This window comes from Bifidobacterium asteroides (assembly GCF_048001765.1).
In the GTDB taxonomy this organism is placed as follows: domain Bacteria; phylum Actinomycetota; class Actinomycetes; order Actinomycetales; family Bifidobacteriaceae; genus Bombiscardovia; species Bombiscardovia asteroides_K.
Genome location: NZ_CP181447.1, coordinates 1,070,918 through 1,089,789, shown reverse-complemented (window position 1 = coordinate 1,089,789; position 18,872 = coordinate 1,070,918). Strand labels below are relative to the sequence as shown.

Annotated in this window: 15 protein-coding genes; all 15 read left to right on the top strand. The window is 58.9% G+C overall.

Annotation, left to right across the window (positions count from 1 at the left end; genetic code table 11):
- The first annotated feature begins 38 nt into the window (after positions 1–38).
- The 15 genes from uvrA (at position 39) to ACNAOV_RS04185 (ending at position 18,865) form a co-directional block, all read left to right on the top strand.
- On the top strand, positions 39–2,969 hold the full coding sequence (uvrA, locus tag ACNAOV_RS04255) for an excinuclease ABC subunit UvrA (RefSeq protein ID WP_416518148.1): 2,931 nt from the start codon (positions 39–41) through the stop codon (positions 2,967–2,969).
- The gene (uvrC, locus tag ACNAOV_RS04250; protein WP_416518086.1) at positions 2,966–5,266 is read left to right on the top strand and encodes an excinuclease ABC subunit UvrC; all 2,301 of its coding nucleotides are present in this window, start codon (positions 2,966–2,968) and stop codon (positions 5,264–5,266) included. Before uvrA ends, uvrC begins: the two co-directional genes overlap by 4 nt.
- 60 nt (positions 5,267–5,326) lie before the next feature.
- Positions 5,327–6,301 carry a shikimate dehydrogenase family protein gene (locus ACNAOV_RS04245; protein WP_416518085.1) on the top strand — a complete coding sequence of 325 codons (975 nt, stop codon included), beginning with the start codon at positions 5,327–5,329 and terminating at the stop codon, positions 6,299–6,301.
- A gap of 2 nt (positions 6,302–6,303) precedes the next feature.
- Complete coding sequence (rapZ, locus tag ACNAOV_RS04240) at positions 6,304–7,197, top strand: RNase adapter RapZ (protein ID WP_416518084.1); 894 nt, start codon at positions 6,304–6,306, stop codon at positions 7,195–7,197.
- 120 nt (positions 7,198–7,317) lie between these two features.
- Positions 7,318–8,277, top strand: coding sequence for a DNA-binding protein WhiA (gene whiA, locus ACNAOV_RS04235; RefSeq protein ID WP_416518083.1), 960 nt, complete (start codon positions 7,318–7,320; stop codon positions 8,275–8,277).
- 79 nt (positions 8,278–8,356) lie between these two features.
- The gene (locus tag ACNAOV_RS04230) at positions 8,357–9,553 is read left to right on the top strand and encodes a phosphoglycerate kinase (protein WP_416518082.1); all 1,197 of its coding nucleotides are present in this window, start codon (positions 8,357–8,359) and stop codon (positions 9,551–9,553) included.
- A gap of 90 nt (positions 9,554–9,643) precedes the next feature.
- Complete coding sequence (gene tpiA / locus ACNAOV_RS04225) at positions 9,644–10,426, top strand: triose-phosphate isomerase (RefSeq protein ID WP_416518081.1); 783 nt, start codon at positions 9,644–9,646, stop codon at positions 10,424–10,426.
- Between the two features lie 60 nt (positions 10,427–10,486).
- Positions 10,487–10,735, top strand: a complete 249-nt coding sequence (gene secG / locus ACNAOV_RS04220; protein WP_416518080.1) for a preprotein translocase subunit SecG — start codon at positions 10,487–10,489, stop codon at positions 10,733–10,735.
- A gap of 233 nt (positions 10,736–10,968) precedes the next feature.
- The gene (gene hemQ, locus ACNAOV_RS04215) at positions 10,969–11,727 is read left to right on the top strand and encodes a hydrogen peroxide-dependent heme synthase (RefSeq protein WP_416518079.1); all 759 of its coding nucleotides are present in this window, start codon (positions 10,969–10,971) and stop codon (positions 11,725–11,727) included.
- On the top strand, positions 11,711–13,129 hold the full coding sequence (locus ACNAOV_RS04210; protein WP_416518078.1) for an MFS transporter: 1,419 nt from the start codon (positions 11,711–11,713) through the stop codon (positions 13,127–13,129). Before hemQ ends, ACNAOV_RS04210 begins: the two co-directional genes overlap by 17 nt.
- Complete coding sequence (gene hemH, locus ACNAOV_RS04205) at positions 13,122–14,045, top strand: ferrochelatase (protein WP_416518077.1); 924 nt, start codon at positions 13,122–13,124, stop codon at positions 14,043–14,045. The genes ACNAOV_RS04210 and hemH overlap by 8 nt, the downstream gene beginning before the upstream one ends.
- 494 nt (positions 14,046–14,539) lie before the next feature.
- Positions 14,540–15,556, top strand: a complete 1,017-nt coding sequence (locus ACNAOV_RS04200; RefSeq protein WP_416518076.1) for a LacI family DNA-binding transcriptional regulator — start codon at positions 14,540–14,542, stop codon at positions 15,554–15,556.
- Positions 15,557–15,690: 134 nt separating this feature from the next.
- Positions 15,691–16,983, top strand: coding sequence for an ABC transporter substrate-binding protein (locus ACNAOV_RS04195; protein WP_416518075.1), 1,293 nt, complete (start codon positions 15,691–15,693; stop codon positions 16,981–16,983).
- A 3-nt stretch (positions 16,984–16,986) separates the two neighbouring features.
- The gene (locus ACNAOV_RS04190) at positions 16,987–17,907 is read left to right on the top strand and encodes a carbohydrate ABC transporter permease (RefSeq protein ID WP_416518074.1); all 921 of its coding nucleotides are present in this window, start codon (positions 16,987–16,989) and stop codon (positions 17,905–17,907) included.
- 1 nt (position 17,908) lies between these two features.
- Positions 17,909–18,865 (top strand): carbohydrate ABC transporter permease, encoded by a 957-nt coding sequence (locus tag ACNAOV_RS04185; protein WP_416518073.1) that lies wholly within the window; start codon positions 17,909–17,911, stop codon positions 18,863–18,865.
- The last annotated feature ends 7 nt before the right edge of the window (positions 18,866–18,872 follow it).

Below are 18,872 nucleotides of genomic sequence, written 5' to 3'. Positions count from 1 at the left end.
CTAAGTCGACAGTGGACGCGGCCATCGAGAACCCGCGCATGATCGAGTCCAAGGGGTCCCTGGTGGCGGACCTGTCCATGGTGCCCAACGATCGCAAAATCGTCATCCAGGGCGCCCGGGCCCACAACCTTAAGAACGTCAACCTGTCCATACCCCGTAACCGGATGGTGGTCTTCACCGGCCTATCAGGCTCGGGCAAGTCCTCCCTGGCCTTCGACACCCTCTTCGCCGAGGGTCAGCGCCGCTATGTGGAGTCCCTCTCCGCCTATGCCCGCCAGTTCCTGGGCCAGATGGACAAACCCGACGTGGACTTCATCGAGGGCTTGAGCCCGGCCGTCTCCATCGACCAGAAGACCACCAACCGCAACCCCCGGTCCACTGTCGGAACCATCACCGAGGTCTACGACTACCTGCGCCTGCTCTTCGCCAGAACCGGCATCCCCCACTGCCCGGTCTGCGGGGCCGAGGTGCGTGCCCAGTCGCCACAGCAGATCGTCGACACCCTCATGTCCAGGCCTGAGGGGACCCGCTTCCAGCTCCTGGCCCCCATCGTCAAGGGTCGCAAGGGCGAGTTCGTGGAGACACTGGAGCTCCTACGCTCCGACGGCTACTCCCGGGCCATCATCGACGGGGACATGCACCAGCTGTCCGAGTCCATCAAACTGACCAAGCAGAAGAAGCACACCATCGAGGTGGTGGTGGACCGGCTGGTCATTCGCGAGGGCATGCGCCAACGCCTGACCGACTCCGTGGAGACCGCCCTGCGACTGGCCAAGGGCACGGTAGTGGCCGACTTCGTGGATCTGGATGCCAAGGACCCCGAGCGTCGCCAGCCCTTCTCCGAGAAGCGGTCCTGCCCCAACGGCCACGAGCTGGAACTGGACGAGATCGAGCCCAGGACCTTCTCCTTCAACGCACCCTACGGAGCCTGCCCGGCCTGCACCGGCCTGGGATTCAACCTGGAGATTGACCCCGAGCTGGTGGTGCCCGACCCCGACAAGAGCCTCAAGGACGGGGCCGTGGAGCCCTGGAGCGGCACCAAGAGCCAGCAGCGCTTCTACGGCCACCTGCTGGACGGCCTGGCCAAGGAGATGGGCTTCTCCACCTCGACCCCCTGGAAGGACCTGCCCGAGGAAGTCCGCCATGCCGTCATGTACGGACACGACTTCAAGGTGGACGTCTCCTACCGCAACCGTTGGGGCCGCCTGCGCGAGTACACCACCGGATTCGAGGGTGTGGTCCGCACCCTGATGCGCCGCCACGACGAGACCGACTCGCAGCCCATGAAGCAGTACTACGAGTCCTACATGCGCGAAGTGCCCTGCCAGGTCTGCCAGGGCAAGCGTCTGAAGCCCGAGGTGCTGGCCGTGACCGTGGACGGCCTGTCCATCGCCCAGGTCTGCGACATGGCCGTATCCGCCAGCCTGAAATGGGTGGAGGGCCTGCACATGGAGGGCGCCCAGGCCAAGATCGCCGGGGAGGTCCTCAAGGAGATCCGCGCCCGTCTGCGCTTCCTCAACGACGTGGGCCTGAACTATCTGACCCTGTCCCGGGCTGCGGCCACCCTCTCCGGCGGCGAGGCCCAGCGCATTCGCCTGGCCACCCAGATCGGCTCGGGCCTGGTGGGCGTCATGTACGTGCTGGACGAGCCCTCCATCGGTCTGCACCAGAGGGACAACGACCGGCTTATCAAGACCCTGCAGCGGTTGCGCGACCTGGGCAACACCCTGATCGTGGTCGAACACGATGAGGACACCATCCGCCAGGCCGACTGGCTGGTCGACATCGGCCCGGGGGCCGGCGAGCATGGCGGGGAGGTCATCTTCTCCGGACGCTCGCAGGACCTGGTCAAGGCCCCCCGTTCAATCACCGCCGACTACATCGCCGGACGGCGGTCCATCGAGGTGCCCAAGCGCCGCCGCAAGACCAGCAAGACGCGACAGCTGACCGTGGTGGGGGCTCGAGAGAACAATCTGAAGAACCTTAAGGTATCCTTCCCGCTGGGGGTCATGACCCTGGTCACCGGCGTCTCCGGCTCCGGCAAGTCCACCCTGGTCAATTCCATCCTCTATCCGGTTCTGGCCGACCAGCTCAACAACGCCCGCATCGTGCCCGGCAAGCACACCCGTGTGGAAGGCGTGGACCAGGTGCGCAAGGTCATCCACGTGGACCAGAACCCCATCGGCCGCACCCCGCGCTCCAACCCGGCCACCTACACCGGCGTCTGGGACAAGATCCGCCAGCTCTTCGCCAAGACCCCCGAGGCCCAGGTGCGCGGCTACGGCCCAGGTCGTTTCTCCTTCAATGTCAAGGGCGGCCGCTGCGAGACCTGCCACGGCGACGGAACCATCAAGATCGAGATGAACTTCCTGCCCGACGTCTACGTGCAGTGCGAGACCTGCCATGGCAAGCGCTACAACAGGGAGACCCTTGAGGTCACCTACAACGGCAAGACCGTCTCGGATGTGCTGGACATGCCCATCGAGGAGGCCGCGCATTTCTTCAAGGCCTATCCCTCCATCGCCCGCTATCTGGACACCCTGGTGGACGTGGGCCTGGGCTACATCCGCCTGGGCCAGCCGGCGCCCACCCTGTCCGGAGGCGAGTCCCAGCGGGTCAAGCTGGCCACCGAGCTGCAGCGGCGCTCCGACGGCAAGACCGTCTACATCCTGGACGAGCCCACCACGGGCCTGCACTTCGAGGATGTCCGCAAGCTGCTCAAGGTCCTGCACGGCCTGGTTGACAAGGGCAACACGGTCATCGTCATCGAGCACAACCTGGACGTGATCAAGACCGCCGATTGGATCATCGACCTGGGCCCTGAGGGCGGCGACGGCGGCGGCACCGTGGTGGCCCAGGGCGCTCCCGAGCAGGTGGCGGCCAATCCGAATAGCTGGACAGGCAAGTATCTGAAGCCCATGCTGGATCCCGCCAAGGTCGACAAGGCCGCCAAGGCTGCGCGATCATGACCCGCAGCTGCTTCGAGCGGCATACGCCGCAGGTATGGCGACGCACCGCCCAAGCCCTGGAGGAGGAGTCCGCCACCGGTACCAGGACCGGCGTCAACAAGAACGGCGCGCCCCTGCTGGGGGACAGCCGGGACCTCTTCCGTCCCAAGACCTCTGACATCCCCGCCCAGCCGGGGGTCTACAAGTGGCGGGACGGCGATGGCCGGGTCATCTACGTGGGCAAGGCCAAGAACCTGCGCAACCGCCTGGCCAATTACTTCCAGCCCCTGGAAAATCTGCATCCGCGCACCCAGACCATGGTCCTGACGGCCCGGAGCCTGGAATGGACCGTGGTGGGCACCGACCTGGAGTCCCTGACCCTGGAATACACCTGGATTAAGGAGTTCGACCCCCGCTTCAACGTCAAGCTGCGCGATGACAAGACCTACCCCTACCTGGCTGTATCCGTGGGGGAGGAGTTCCCCCGGGTATGGATGACCCGGGTGCGCAAGCGGCACGACACCCGCTACTTCGGCCCCTACGCCAAGGTCTGGGACATGAAGCACACCCTGGACGCCCTGCTCAAGACCTATCCGGTGCGCACCTGCACTCCCGGCGTCTTCCGCAAGGCCAAGCTCAGCGGCCGTCCCTGCCTGCTGGCCTCCATTGGCAAGTGCTCGGCCCCCTGCGTGGGCCGAATCAGTGCCAGCGACCACCGTCGTCTATGCACGGAGCTGACCGGGGTAATCACCGGCAGGCTGGGCAAGAGCTACCGTGCGGGGCTGACCAGGAGCATGCAGAAGGCCAGTAAGGAGTTGGACTTCGAGAAGGCCGCCCGCCTACGCGACCAGATCGCCATGCTGGACACGGTCATCGAGCAGAATGCCGTGGCCTTCGCCTCCAACGTGGATGTGGACGTCTTCGGAGTGGCCTCGGACGAACTGGAGGCCTCGGTCCATGCCTTCTTCGTGCGCTCCGGAGCCATCCGCGGCGAACGCAACTGGAGCGTGGAGCGGGTGGAGGACGTCTCCGACAGCGAGCTGATCAGCGACCTCTTGGTGCAGGTCTATTCGGACCTGATGAGTGAGAATGACAGCGAGCTGCACAAGCTTCCAGAGAATTCCGACGCCCCGGTCTCCATCAGCCAGGACAGGGATGCCATGGGCTCCACCCAGAAAGTCACGGCCCTGGATGCCGAGGCCCGGGCCAAGGCCACCAGGAGCCGACACCAGCATCAGGATCAGACCGGACGTGCCGACCTGCTGGCTCCCATCTCGCCGGTGCCTCCCGAGGTCATCGTCCCCATCCAGCCGGATCGGACCGGCGACCTGCAGGAGTGGCTGAGGGAGCTGCGCGGATCCGCAGTGACCATCCGTGTGGCCAGCCGGGGGGAGAAGAAGTCTCTGATGGACCGGGCCAACGCAAACGCACGCCAGGCCCTCCAGCGCAGCAAGCTCAGCCGCATGAGCGACATGGGCACCCGCACCCAGGCCATGAATGACGTGGCCAAGGCCCTTGGACTGGACCGCGCCCCGCTGCGCATCGAGTGCTACGACATCTCCAACACCGTGGGCGGCCAGTTCCAGGTGGCCTCCATGGTGGTCTTCGAGGACGCGGTCCCCAAGAAGTCCGAATACCGTCGATTCGCCATCCGCGGCGAGGACCGCAAGGGCGCTGTGGACGATATAAGAGCCATCTACGAGACCCTGACCCGGCGCTTCCGCCACGGCAACATCGCCGGTGACAGCGGTGACAGCATGGAGGCCGAGCGAAAGGCCAACGATAAGGCACCCGAGCTTGTGGAGCAGGAGGAGGGAGCCATCGTCCAGCAGAACACCACCGCCCGCCACTTCGCCTACAAGCCCAATCTGATCGTTGTCGATGGAGGCAAGCCCCAGGTGACTGCTGCTGCCCGGGCCCTGCACGACTGCGGAGTGGACGATGTGGCACTGTGTGGCCTGGCCAAGCGCCTGGAAGAGGTCTGGGTGCCTGACGACGACTATCCCATCATCCTCAAGCGTCAGTCCGAGGGCATGTACCTGCTGCAGCGGGTGCGCGACGAGTCCCACCGCTTTGCCATCACCTACCACCGGCAGACCCGGCGCAAGGGTGCCCTCCGGTCGGCCCTGGATGAGATTCCGGGCATCGGATCCGCCTACCAGAAGAAGCTGCTCAATCACTTCGGGTCGGTCAAGCGCATGCGCCAGGCATCCCAGGAGGAGCTGGAGGCCGTCAAAGGCATTGGCTCAGCGAAGGCCGAGGCCATCTACCAGGCCCTGCACAGTGATCAGGACCAGACCGGGGACAGCCAGCGATAAAATGGCTCAGGAGGCTGGCAGAGGGCCATGCCCTGAGTTGATTGGTGCGTGATTGCGGATATGAATGGACCTGATCGTCGTTGTGCCGTCCTGGGCGACCCAATCAGCCATTCCCTCTCGCCCCTCCTGCATAGATCAGCCTATGACGCACTGGGCCTGGATGGTTGGCGCTATGACCGTGTGCGCATGGACGCTGACGGTTTGGCGGACTTTATCCACGGCCTTGACCCGTCCTGGGCAGGACTCAGCCTGACCATGCCCCTGAAAAATGCCGTCGGCCCCTTGGGTGATTTCTGTGATTACTGGTCCAAGACCCTAGGAGTGGCCAACACGGCGGTCTTTGCGCAGGGCGGCCCCGCCAAAGGCCCGTCCTTGTACAACACGGATGTAGAGGGGATCGTAGCTGCCCTGCTGGAGGCGGCCGACCGCTGCCGGGCCGATGAAGATCCTGACGATTTGGCTGCCCTGCTGGAGGTTACCGGTCAGGGAAGGCAGGACCGGCTTCCCGACCAACCATATAGGGGAACGCGAGCCCTGGTCATCGGCAACGGGAACACCGCCGAGTCCGCCTTCTGCGCCTTGAAGGTGCTGGGGGTCGAGCGTGTGGACCTGCTGGTCCGCAACCCGGAGCACTGCGACCACATGCTGGCCCTTGCCTCCCGGCTTGACCTGCCTGAGCCAACCGTCACCGCCATGGACCGGTCTGAGTCAGCCGAAAAAGCACTGATCGGGACCGATATTATCGTCTCCACCCTGCCTTCTGGGGCAGCCGACCCCCTGGCTGATCTGCTCAGTACAGCTGAGACTCCAGAGGCCCATGACGACAAACGCCTAGGCCCGGTTCTGCTGGATGTGGTCTATGACCCCCGGCCCACCCCACTCATGAAGGCCTTCTGCAGCCGACCGGGTGGCCGGGCCATCAGCGGTGAACGAATGCTGCTCTATCAAGCCGTGCGTCAGGTGGCGCTGATGACCGGCCGACCCCTGGCCGCTGTTCCGGTGGCCGCCATGGACCGAGCCTTGAGGGAGGCATGACGATGACGACGGAAAAACCGCCCTTCGCAGGCTTCGAGGTACTGCTGATCACAGGCATGTCCGGTGCAGGCCGCTCCCGCGCCGCCGACTCCATGGAGGACATGGGCTGGTATGTGGTAGACAACATGCCCCCGCGCCTGCTTGTGCCCCTGGTCGACATGATGACCTCGGCCAGAAGCTCACTGCACCGCCTGGCTGCCGTCATCGACGTCCGCTCCCGCTCCTACTTCGACGACCTATCGGCTGTGCTCAGCCACCTAGACGACCTGGGCGTGCGCTGCCGCATTCTTTTTCTGGACGCCTCAGACCAGGTGCTGGTCAAACGCTATGAGTCCGTCCGCAGACCCCACCCACTGCAGGGCTCGGGCCGCCTGATCGACGGCATCCGCGAGGAACGCCGCCTGCTGGCCGGGCTCAAGGAACGTGCCGACATGGTCATCGACACTTCAAACCTGAGCATCCACCAGCTCTCCACCCGTCTCTACGAAATGGTCCTGGGCTCCGGCCCGACTACCGTGGGAGTGCACATCATGAGCTTCGGATTCAAGTACGGCCTGCCCATAGATGCCGACTTCGTAGCCGATGTGCGCTTCCTGCCCAACCCTTACTGGGTCCCCGAGCTGCGCGATCTGAACGGCCATGACGGTCCGGTCCGGGACTATGTGATGGCCAGCAAGGGCGCCAAGGAGTTCCTGGATGCCTACACCACCGCTATTCTGACCGCACTCAGCGGCTATGCGCGTGAGGACAAGCACTATGTGACCATCGCCTTTGGCTGCACTGGCGGACAGCACCGCTCGGTGGCCATGGCCGACGCTCTGGCCGCCCGTTTGCGGTCCCGGGGAATGGAGGTGACGGTCTCGGCCCGCGAGCTGCCGCACCGTTCTCGCGGATAGCCAAAGGCGCAATTTGTCCAAGATATTCGGTATCACAGTAATCCGGTGGTTTGCACGGCAGGTGTGTCGCGCGGCCTGGAAGTATTCATTTTTCAGTATTTTTTCGTAGGAGGACGGCTCTTGGCCCTACTTGATGATGTCAAAAGCGAGCTGGCCGCGATTGACAACGAACCCCCCTCTGCCAAGAAAGCACAATCGGCGGCGATGATCCGCTTCGGTGGCGGTCTACACATCATTCAGCGTCACATTGTGGTGGAAGCGCAATTCGACTCCCTGCCGGCAGCGCAGTGGTTGCAGAACACCATCAGGGACGTCTACGGCCATGATTCCGATCTGATCCAGGTCAAGCGGCAGGCCCCAACCGGCAACTTGACCCGCTACTCGGTCCGCGTACTGCGGGCAGGCGGTGCCCTGGCCCTGCAGACCGGTCTGCTGGACCGCCGCAAGCATCCGGTTCGTGGTCTTCCCGCCGACATCGTCTCCGGCAACATCGCCCAGGTCAAGGCTGCCTGGCGAGGGGCCTTCCTGGCCCATGGCGAGCTGTCTGACCCGGGCAAGGCCTCCTATCTGGAGATTGTCTGCCCCGGATCCGAGGCCGCCCTGGCCCTGGTGGGCGCCGCCCGCCGGCTGGGCATCAACGCCAAGGCCCGCCAGGTGCGCAGCTCCGAGCGCGTCACCCTGCGCGACCCGGATGTCATCGAACGCATGCTCAACCTGATGGGCGCACCCAAGTCCTCCAGGGAGTGGACCGGCAAGCGCAGCGACGGGGAATCCCGCGGCAAGGCCAACCGCCTGGCCAATTTCGACGATGCCAACATGCGTCGCTCCGCCAAGGCCGCCGTCGAGGCCAGCGCCAAGGTCACCAAGGCCTTCCAGATTCTGGGCGACGATATTCCCGAGAACCTGCGTGCTGCCGGTCAGCTTCGTCTGGACCACCGTGAGGCCTCCCTCGAAGAGCTGGGCCGCCTGGCCGATCCGCCGGTCACCAAGGATGCCATTGCCGGACGCATCCGCCGCCTGCTGCAGCTGGCCACCAAGGTCGAAAAGAAAAGGGCCGAGGAAGAGGCCAAACAAGAGTGAGATAGCTCACATAGGTCGGTCTGCCTGAGTACCATGGCAGGGGAGCGGGCGCATGGACCCGCAGTCAGAAAGGATACGCATGAAAACACTGAAGAGCCTCGGTGATCTCAAGGGCAAGCGCGTGCTCGTCCGCGCGGACTTCAACGTGCCGCTGGACGGCACCACCATTACGGACGACGGCCGCATCCGCGCCGCCTTGCCAACCATCGAGCAGCTTCGTGGCCAGGGCGCCAAGGTCATTCTCATGGCCCACCTGGGTCGCCCCAAGGGCAAGGTCGTTCCCGAGCTGAGCCTGGCCCCCGTGGCCGCTCGCCTGGGTGAGCTGCTGGGCGTGCAGGTTCCTCTGGCCGAGGACACCTACGGTCCCGATGCCCATGCCAAGGTGGCCGCCATGAACGACGGCGACGTGGTCCTGCTGCAGAACGTGCGCTACAACCCTGAGGAAACCAGCAAGGACGAGGCCGAGCGCGATGCCTACGCCCGCAAGATCGCCGACCTGGGCGATGTCTTCGTCTCCGATGGATTCGGCGTGGTCCACCGCGCCCAGGGTTCCAACTACTCCGTGGCCAAGTTCCTGCCTTCCGCAGCAGGCCTGCTGGTCGAGAAGGAAGTCAAGGCCCTGTCCAAGGCTACCGAGAACCCCGAGCGGCCCTTCACTGTGGTCCTGGGCGGTTCCAAGGTCTCCGACAAGCTGGGCGTCATCGAGAACCTGCTCAGCAAGGCCGACCGTCTGGTCATCGGCGGCGGCATGGTCTTCACCTTCCTCAAGGCCGAGGGCTATGAGGTCGGCTCCTCCCTGCTGGAGGAGGATCAGGTCGACACCGTCAAGGGCTACATCGCCACCGCCCGCCAGAAGGGCGTGGAGCTGGTCCTGCCCACCGACATCGTGGTGGCTGACGAGTTCAAGGCGGATTCGCCCCACCAGGTGGTTCCTGCCGACGGCATCCCCGCAGACAAGATGGGTCTGGACATCGGTCCCGACTCCCAGAAGCTCTTCCACGACAAGATCGTGGACTCCAAGACAGTGGTCTGGAACGGCCCCATGGGCGTCTTCGAGTTCCCGGCATTCGCCGACGGCACCCGGGCTGTGGCCCAGGGCCTGGTCGACGCCACCAAGGCCGGAGCCTTCACCATCGTCGGCGGCGGCGACTCCGCCTCGGCAGTGCGCAACCTGGGCTTCCCCGAGGATGGCTTCTCGCACATCTCCACCGGCGGCGGCGCCTCCCTGGAGTTCCTTGAGGGCAAGGAGCTTCCGGGTCTGAAGGTGCTGGAGTAAAATCGGCAGACAGACGGGCAATGCCGGGTCACCGGGTTTCGCATCCGGCGGCCCGGCATTGCTGTTGTTGCGCGGATGGAAAGGTCTGGTATGGCACGCATTCCCCTGGTGGCCGGCAATTGGAAGATGAACTTCGACCACCTGGAAGCCACCTATTTCGTGCAGAAGCTGGCCTGGCTCCTGCGCGACGCCCACTTCGACCGCAGGCGCTGCCAGGTGGCTCTGATGCCCGCCTTCACCGCCCTGCGTTCCGTCCAGGTGCTGGTGGAGGCCGACAACCTGCCCATCGAATATGGGGCCCAGGCCGTCTCCGTCACCGCCCAGGGGGCCTTCACCGGGGACGTGTCTGCTGACATGCTGGCTCAGCTGGGCTGCGGCTACGTCATCGTGGGCCACTCCGAGCGGCGCAAGTACCATCCGGAGGACGACGCCAACATCGTCGACCAGGTCCGAGCCGTCCTGGCTGCTGACATGAAGCCCATCCTCTGCGTGGGGGAGAGTTACGAGGAGCGCCGCCAGGGCATCCAGCTGGACTTCGCCGTTGGCCAGGTCAATGACGTCACCCGAGACCTGGCCAAGGAGGACATGGAGAATCTGATTGTGGCCTACGAACCGGTCTGGGCAATCGGCACCGGCATGGTGGCCACCCCGGACACCGCCCAGCAGGCCGCCCGGGCCATCCGCGACCACATCTCAAGCAAGTTCGGGGAGCCAGCCGGCCAGGCCGTGCGCATTCTCTACGGCGGCTCGGTCACCTCCAAGAACGCCTCGCAGATGATCACCCAGCCGGACGTGGACGGTTTTCTGGTGGGTGGCGCCTCCCTGGATGTGGAGGAGTTCGCACGAATCGTGCGACTGGCCGCCAAGGGCTGATGCGTTTTTCGACGGGTGTATGTATACTTGTTCCCAGTTCCTTACATGGAGGTATGTCCCGTGACCATTGTCAAGATTGTGCTTCAAGTCGTCGTCATCCTCGCCAGCATATTGCTGACCATGCTGATTCTGTTGCACAAGGGCAAGGGCGGCGGCCTGTCCGATATGTTCGGCGGCGGGATCGGCTCCAACGCCGGCACCTCGGGCGCAGCCGAGAAGAACCTGAACCGGCTGACCATCATCGTGGCTTTGATCTGGGTGGCCATCATCATCGCCCTGGATCTTATTTCCAAGTACAAGCTGGCCTGATTCCAGCAACCCATACCTGAATTACTTAGCCCCGGCATTGACCGGGGCTTTTCCATATCCGGATGATTTTAATGCGGGGCTTTTAGTCCTTGACTATTACCACAATATGTCATTCACTATGCACCGATAATCCAACGATTCAGCCGCCTGACGGATAGAGTGGGTACCGGTGTGCCCGACGAGCGGCACATCACACAATGTCGTGCAAGCTAAGCAAGCGAAAGGATGTGCTCATGGCTGAGCAAGCTGCACCGAGTCTGGAGGGCTGGTTCTGCCTTCACCTCTTCTGGAAGATCGATTGGGCCAACTGGCGCCGAGTGCCGCAGAACGAACGCCGGGTGTATCTGAATGAGTTCAAGGCCCTGGCCGCACAACTGAACGCGGTCCAGTCCCAGGGCAAGGGAAGCCACTATTGGTGCCAGGTCAATGGGCAAAAGGCCGACCTGGGCCTGATGGTCCTCAGGGAGACCCTGGACCAGCTGCAGGAGGTCGAGACCTCCCTGGAGAAGCTGCGCCTGTCCGATTATCTGGAGCCGACCCTCTCCTATGTGTCGGTCACCGAGGTGGGCCTCTACTCGGGTAAGCCAACCACGGACCGTGGCTGGTCCTACGTCAATGCCAGTCTGCATCCCAAGACACCTGACAAGCCTTACATCTGCTTCTACCCCATGTCGAAGACCCGAGTCCCGGGCGCCAACTGGTACACGCTGCCCTATGACCAGCGCAAGGCCTACATGCACGACCACGGCAAGATTGGTCGTTCATACGCCGGCAAGGTCTCCATCATCCTGACGGGTTCCATCGGCCTGGACGACTACGAGTGGGGCGTCACCCTGTTTGCCGACGACCCCGTCGAGTTCAAGAAGATCGTCACCGAGATGCGCTACATCGAAGCCAGCTCCATCTACGGCGAATTCCCCTACTTCCTGGTAGGAACCAAGACCGATCCTGAGCGCATTGACAAGCTACTCACGGATGGGATGGTTCAGTAACACCATGTCGACAAGAGAGAGAAGATCGATCCTTTCCACGCCCATATGGTTCTTCATGGTCATCGTCTTCATCACCCAGCTGGATGGGGGAGCGGTGCCGACCATGTTGCCGTCCATCACTCGGACCTTCGGCCTGACCACTATGGGCTCCTCCTGGGTGGTCGGACTCTACACCCTGGGCCTGGTGGTGGGCACCCCCATCACCTCCAACCTCTCCGACGCCCACGGGACCAGGAAGGTCTTCCTCTGGGAGCTGGCCTTCTGGTTCCTTGGATGTCTGATGACGGCGGTCTCGCCCAACTATGCGGTCATGCTGCTGGGCCGGTTCATCCAGTCCCTGGGGGACAGCGGCATCATGGTCCTGTCCATGAACGTCCTTCTGCAGCGTGCCCGCAGGAACAACCAGGGCAGGAAGGTCTCCACGGTGGGCATCATCGCCGGTCTTTCCGCCATGGTCAGCCCGGTCCTTTCGGGCATGCTTCTGGGCATCACCCACGGATGGCGGGCCTACTACTTCATGATGCTGCCCTTCCTGGCCATCCTCTTCATCCTGGCCTGGTTGATGATGGGCGACTCCCAAACCGACCGCGCCTGGAAGACCGACTACCTGGGTCTGGGCTCCTTCAGCATCGCTCTGGCTCTGCTGATGGTGGCCATCACCTTCCTCCAGTACGGAACCGCCTACCTGGCCCTGATCATCGGATGCCTCCTGGTCGCAGTGGTGGCCGGTGCGATCTTCCTGGTGCATGAGCGCAACCTGGGCGATGCCAAGGACACCATGCCCTTCCTGCCCATCCGCCTGCTGAAGCTACCCTCCTATGGGCTCACCCTGCTACTGGGGACGCTGGGAGGCATGTTCTTCTCCCTCTTCGTCTACATCCCAACCTATGTCCACTCCGTTTTCGGGCTTCCGGTCCGTTCGGCCGGCATGGTCATGGTCGGCGTCGGGCTGGGCTCCGTTGTCGGGTCCTGGCTGGGCGGGCTCCTGGTCGACAAGTTCGGCTACCGGACCACGCTCGTCTTCTCCTCATCGCTGATAAGCCTGATGGCCCTGGTGATCACTCTGACCCTTCACAACCTGCAGCTCTTCATGGTCCTGTCCTTCCTGATGGGGGTGGGCATGGGCTCCATGATGTCCTCGCCGCTCCAGGTCATCGCCGGAAGGCTGTCCGGACCAGAGAACCGTATGCAGGCCATCGGCGGGCTGTCGGCCTGCAAGAAGATCGGCACCACCATCGCCCCTCTGCTCTTCGCCTCAGCCATTGAACTGGGCAAGGTGGGCGGACAGGCCGGGCTGGCCTCCTACAGGAACATGTTCCTGGTGGTCATCGTCATAGCCCTGGTCAATATCGGCCTGACATACTGCATTCCATTTTCACAGAAAGAAGTTGCTAATGACTGAACCTACAGCAGTCCTCCTCATGGCTTACGGCACCCCCTACCAGGAGTCCGACATCAAGGGGTACTACACCAATATCCGCCACGGGCAGGAGCCGCCCAAGCCGCTCATGGACCAGCTGGTCGGCCGCTACAAGGCCATCGGCCTGCCCTCGCCCCTGGCCACGATCACCACAGCCCAGCGCGACGGTCTCCAAGCTGCGCTGGACAAGGCCCATCCTGGTGCCTACAAGGTCTACGAGGGCCTGAAGTACATCGCCCCCTTCATCAAGGACGCAGTCGACCAGATTGCCGCCGATGGCATCACCAAGATCATCGGCCTGCCGCTGGCCCCGCAGTACTCCTCCTATTCGAGCGAGGACTATCACAACCGCGCCCGCAAGGCCGTCGAGGCCCATCCGGGCATGGAATACCTGCCGGTGCGGTCCTGGTGGAACCACCAGGAGCTGATCCACTTCTGGAGCGATCAGCTGGTGGCCAAGAAGGATCTGACCGACCGACCGGACACCAAGGTGATCTTCAGCGCCCACTCACTGCCCCTGCGCATCATCCAGGGAGGGGACCCCTACAAGGATGAGGTCGTCGGCCTAACCAATGCCGTGGCTCAGGCAGCCGGCCTCAATGAGGACCAGTACGTGCTGGCCTGGCAGTCGGCGGGACGCACCCAGGAGCCCTGGATCGGTCCTGATTTCGTCACCGTAGCCAAGGATCTGATCACCAAGAGCGGCATGAAGACCATCGTCTCCGCCTCCATCGGCTTCATCGCCGACAACCTGGAGATCTGCTACGACGTCGATCAGGAGCTGGCCAAGGCCATCGAATCCGCCGGCGGCACCCTGACCAGGCTGAACATGCCCAACGACAGTCCCGCCCTGATCGCCACCCTGCAGCAGGTGGTTGAGGAGACCAAGGCAGAGTAAACCACCAAATCTAAGCAACGATCTTTGTTTTGTGAATAAAGCTCGTTGACATAAAAAGCCAGAGATAGAATATAAATTCTTCATTTTGGTTTTAGATGCGCATTGTGCACTGTTCGGGAACACCGGGCTGTGCACAATGCTTAATAGTTCCAGCTTTTGACAAGTGAATGACCTTCTCGCAGAAGGTATAAATTCAAAATATGTATAAAAGAATCTTCTTATACGATTCATGGCAAACACCATTGTCTTAATGTTCCGAGAGCTTAATTATTAAGGCATCATTCTTGTATCACAAGACAACATAACTATTATTGAATTAATAACATCCTCGGTGTGTTAAAGCTATGTCAATAGGCAACAAACCAAGACATATCAAACCTCTATCAAACCGCTTTGACACGCCGATAATCAAACCGCTTTGACCCAATTATCAAACCGGTATAATCTCGATTTCAACGCAACAATGAAGTCACTGGCCGATAAGGGAGGGAGGAATGATGAAGCGAAAGCCGACGATAGACGATGTAGCGCGTGAGGCAGGTGTCACAAAGGGCACAGTTTCTCATGTGTTCAATGGTCACAGACCGATATCGGAAACAACAAGGCAACGAGTAATCGATACCGCGGCAAAATTGGGTTGGGTTCCTAATTCCAGTGCGCGGGCACTCGCAGCTAAAAGATGCAATGCTATTGGCATCGTGCTGGCGCGAGATCCTCAGGTTCTCCATTCAGACATGTTCTTTTCGGTCTTTCTGTCTGGCGTGGAATCAGTTTTGGTTAAAAGCGAAGTGGCATTGGTCCTACAAATGGTATCTGACCGACAAGCAGAAGCTCGAGCTTATCGTTCAATGTATCAAGGTCGGGTCGACGGGTTCATAGTTTTGGATCTCACATACAGCGACTGGCGTATCGATCTTTTACGTGAGCTGGAAGCTTCAGTAGTTTTGGTGCAATCGAGCAATGATAACCAAGCGCCCGATTTTTCAAGTGTGTGGGTGGATGACAGGGCTCCTATGCGTACGCTGGTTCGTACTTTGAAAACTCGGGGTCACCACAGAGTCGCTCATATCTCAGGCCCACTGCGTTACGTTCACTCCAATGAAAGAGTCATATCTTATTTGGACGAAACTGGAACAGACGAGTTCTTAAGGGAAGGAAACTTCACTGCAGAAAGTGGACTAAAACTGACACGAGAGCTTCTGTCGCTTGAGCAGCCGCCCACGGCCATAATTTACTCGAATGATGTCATGGCCATAGCCGGGCTGTCGTATGCGCAAAGCATTGGCATGAGTATACCCGAAGATCTGTCGATAGCAGGTTTTGATGATGATCCTATTTCTGTTCACCTCAATCCGCCAATGACCAGCGTCTCAACCAACGCATACGAACGTGGACAGTTGGCCGCTGAACAGTTGCTTGCTGTAATCCAAGGCGGTACTCCGCAATCGATAGAAGTGCAGCGACCGAAAGTTCGCTGGCGAAAAAGTACGGAGGGCACCATGCTCGATTGAACTAATCCGCCTAAAAGTATGGGACATACCAAGACTTTGGATATTTGGGGGAGACATATGCCCGGTGAAAGGAGGTTGTTAATCGGGCGATAAATCGAATTGAGTTATTTGAAATGTATTCAAGGAGGAATACGTTGAAGAAGAATCCTATTTTCCTGAAGACAACTATAACTACTGTACTAGCCTTTACGCTCGGACTATCGGCATGTGGTGCTCCTGATGCCAATTCGGATAAAAACACAACAAGTTCTACAGGGCCCATCAAGATTTGGCTCTCCAACAATGAACAAGAGCTTAAATGGGGCAAAGCCGTGGTTTCTTCGTGGAATGAAAAACACCCTAACGAAAAAGTCAAGGCTCAGGAAATCCCGGCCTCATCATCGTCAGAGGAAGCGATAACTGCTGCCATAACTGCCGGAACAAGCCCATGCCTTATCTACAATATTTCTAGTTCGGCTGTACCAGGTTGGGTTCGTCAAGGTGGGCTGGTGAACCTATCGAAGATATCGGATGGAAACAGCTATATCGAAGGACGCAGCGGTAAAAGCGCTGAGCATTATAAAACCAATGGTGATTACTACCAACTTCCTTGGAAACAGAATCCCATCATGCTCATCTATAACAAAGACATTTTCCAGAAAGCAGGGATTGATCCAGAGAACCCCAAGATGGATACTTACGCTAGCTTCTTGGAAGGCGCTCGTAAAATCGTTAATTCTGGTGCCTCGCAAAGCGCCATCTGGCCTGCACCGACTAATGAGTTCTACCAGCCGTGGAACGACTTTTACCCGCTTTATCTCGCTGCTACTGATGGTGTTCCGCTGATAAAGGACAAAAAAGCCACATTCGATGACGAGAATGGACGTGATGTCACAGAATTCTTCCGAACTCTTTACGCAGAAAATCTAGCACCTAAAGAGAAACCAACAGATGATGCTATGTCTCAAGGTACTACGGCAATGCAACTGGCTGGCCCTTGGGCTGTCGCTGCATACAAAGGCAAGGTAAACACAGGAGTGATGCCCATACCTACCAAAGACGGGAAAAAGGATGTAACTACGTTTGCTGATTCAAAGAATATCTCTATGTTTACTTCCTGCAAGGCTCAAGGTACTGCTTGGAAATTCCTCAAATACTCGACTGGTAAAGACCAGGACAAGCGCTTTATTGAAGCCACAGGACAGATTCCCATCCGCAGCGACAGCGAATCAATATACCAGAACTTCGTAGCAGAAAACCCGGCTTATAAACCTTATGTTGATCAGGCTTTACGAACTGGCGATGTACCAAGTTTGATGAATTCTGTAGAAGTTTGGCAGACCTTCCGTAAACTCTGGTCGAACGATGTGATCTTTGGAAAAACTTCATCACAGGAGTTTGTCGACTCTGCTGCAAAGTCGATCAACGAGTTGGCCAGGAAGGGCTAAACTTTGAGTGTTAAGTATTTTAAGCGTTCGTCGTCACCCGTTAAAGGGTGGCGGCGGTGGCTGGGGAAAGAACCCATTGGTGGGTTATTTGCTCTGCCTTATGCCATCTTCGTCTTGTTCATCTTTGCCTATCCTCTGTGTTTCGCCACTTATATGGCTTTCCACGATTACTTTTTCACAGCTCCTGGAGCGCAAGTTGATAAGCCTTTCGTGGGATTCAGAAATTTCTCACAGGTGTTGGCAAATCCTGATGTGCTTCAATCCTTCAAAAATATACTAGTGTTTCTGATTATCAACGTTCCTTTAACAGTTGTTCTTTCGATTGTGCTAGCAGCGGCACTTAATGCAGGTATCCGATGGGCTACGGCTTTCCGTATTGCTTTTTACCTGCCATATATCACCGCCAGTGTCTCACTGGTGGGTGTATGGATGCTGCTTTTTTCGCAGAAAGGGTTGGTGAACGCTTTATTAGGTTCTCTGGCGCCAAATCCTTCATGGTTGATCAACGAACATCTTGCCATGCCCTCTATAGCCTTTTATGTGACATGGAAACAATTGGGCTTTTATATTTTGTTGTATTTGGCAGCGCTTCAAAATGTGCCCAAAGAGTTGCATGAGGCTGCAGCAGTTGATGGGGCGAACGCGGTTCAGCGCTTCCTTCATGTTACAGTGCCTGGTGTTCGTCCAACCACTACATTGGTTTTGCTGTTAGCCATTATCACAGGGGCAAACATGTTCACAGAACCTTATCTGTTGACCAATGGAGGTGGGCCGAATGGAGCCAGCAATACACCCGTGCTCCTGATCTATCAGCTTGGTATCCAGCAACAGCATCCTGATTTGGCTTCAGCCATAGGCATGTTGCTAGTTATCTTGGTCGGCTTCATTTCGCTATTGACTAATCGTCTGAACAAAGAGACTTAACATGAGCGACATCGATCAACGTTTCAAATTTGGTACTGAATCATCTGCTAAACCTGATGATTTCCACGAGGAAGAAAAAGTCCGCAAGGATCATAATCAGCTATCCGAAGGCAAAAACAGACAACATAGACAAACTGTGGGCAGAGTAATGCGTTACGGTCTGCTTACTATCGCTGCACTAATCTTTGCCTTTCCGTTCTATTTTATGGTCATAGGAGCTTTCCAGAGCAATCCAACCAACACTCCTTCTCGTTTGGTGCCCTTGAGCGGTTGGACCTTTAATAACTTCGTAGCGATCAATGGTCGAATCAATCTATGGGGTTCCTTACTCAACTCATTGATTTTCGTGGGGGGCGTTCTGCTTGGGACTGTGGTTTTTGGACTGTTAGCTGGTTACTCATTAGCATGTCTTGATTTTTCTGGTCGTGGTTTCACATGGATTTTAATACTGCTAGTTCAGATGGTTCCGTTTCAGCTGCTCATGATTCCCCTCTATGTTCAAATCACTCGCAGTTATGGCTTGGGAGATACCTACCTGGGCATGATTCTTCCCTTTGCCATCAACACTACAGCAGTGTTCATCTTTGCTCAGTTTTTCAAAAGTCTGCCTCGTTCTATTTTTGAGGCGGCTCGAATAGACGGAGCCAGTGAAATCAGAATTTTGTGGTCTATTGCCATCCCTATGGTCAGACCAGCACTTGTAACAGCTGTTTTGGTCACGTTCATCGGCCCTTGGAACGAATTTCTCTGGCCCTTCCTTATCACTAAGGACGCATCTATGCAGCCATTGGCTGTCTCTTTGGCTAATTTCATCACTACAGCTTCGCAGAGCATGGCGAATCCAAACGGTGCCATCCTAGCGGGTGCAACAGTCCTGGCTTTCCCTATAATTATCATCTTTTGCCTCTTCCAGAAATATTTCACTGCCTCTGATATAGGTTCAGCAACGAAAGGTTAATTAACGA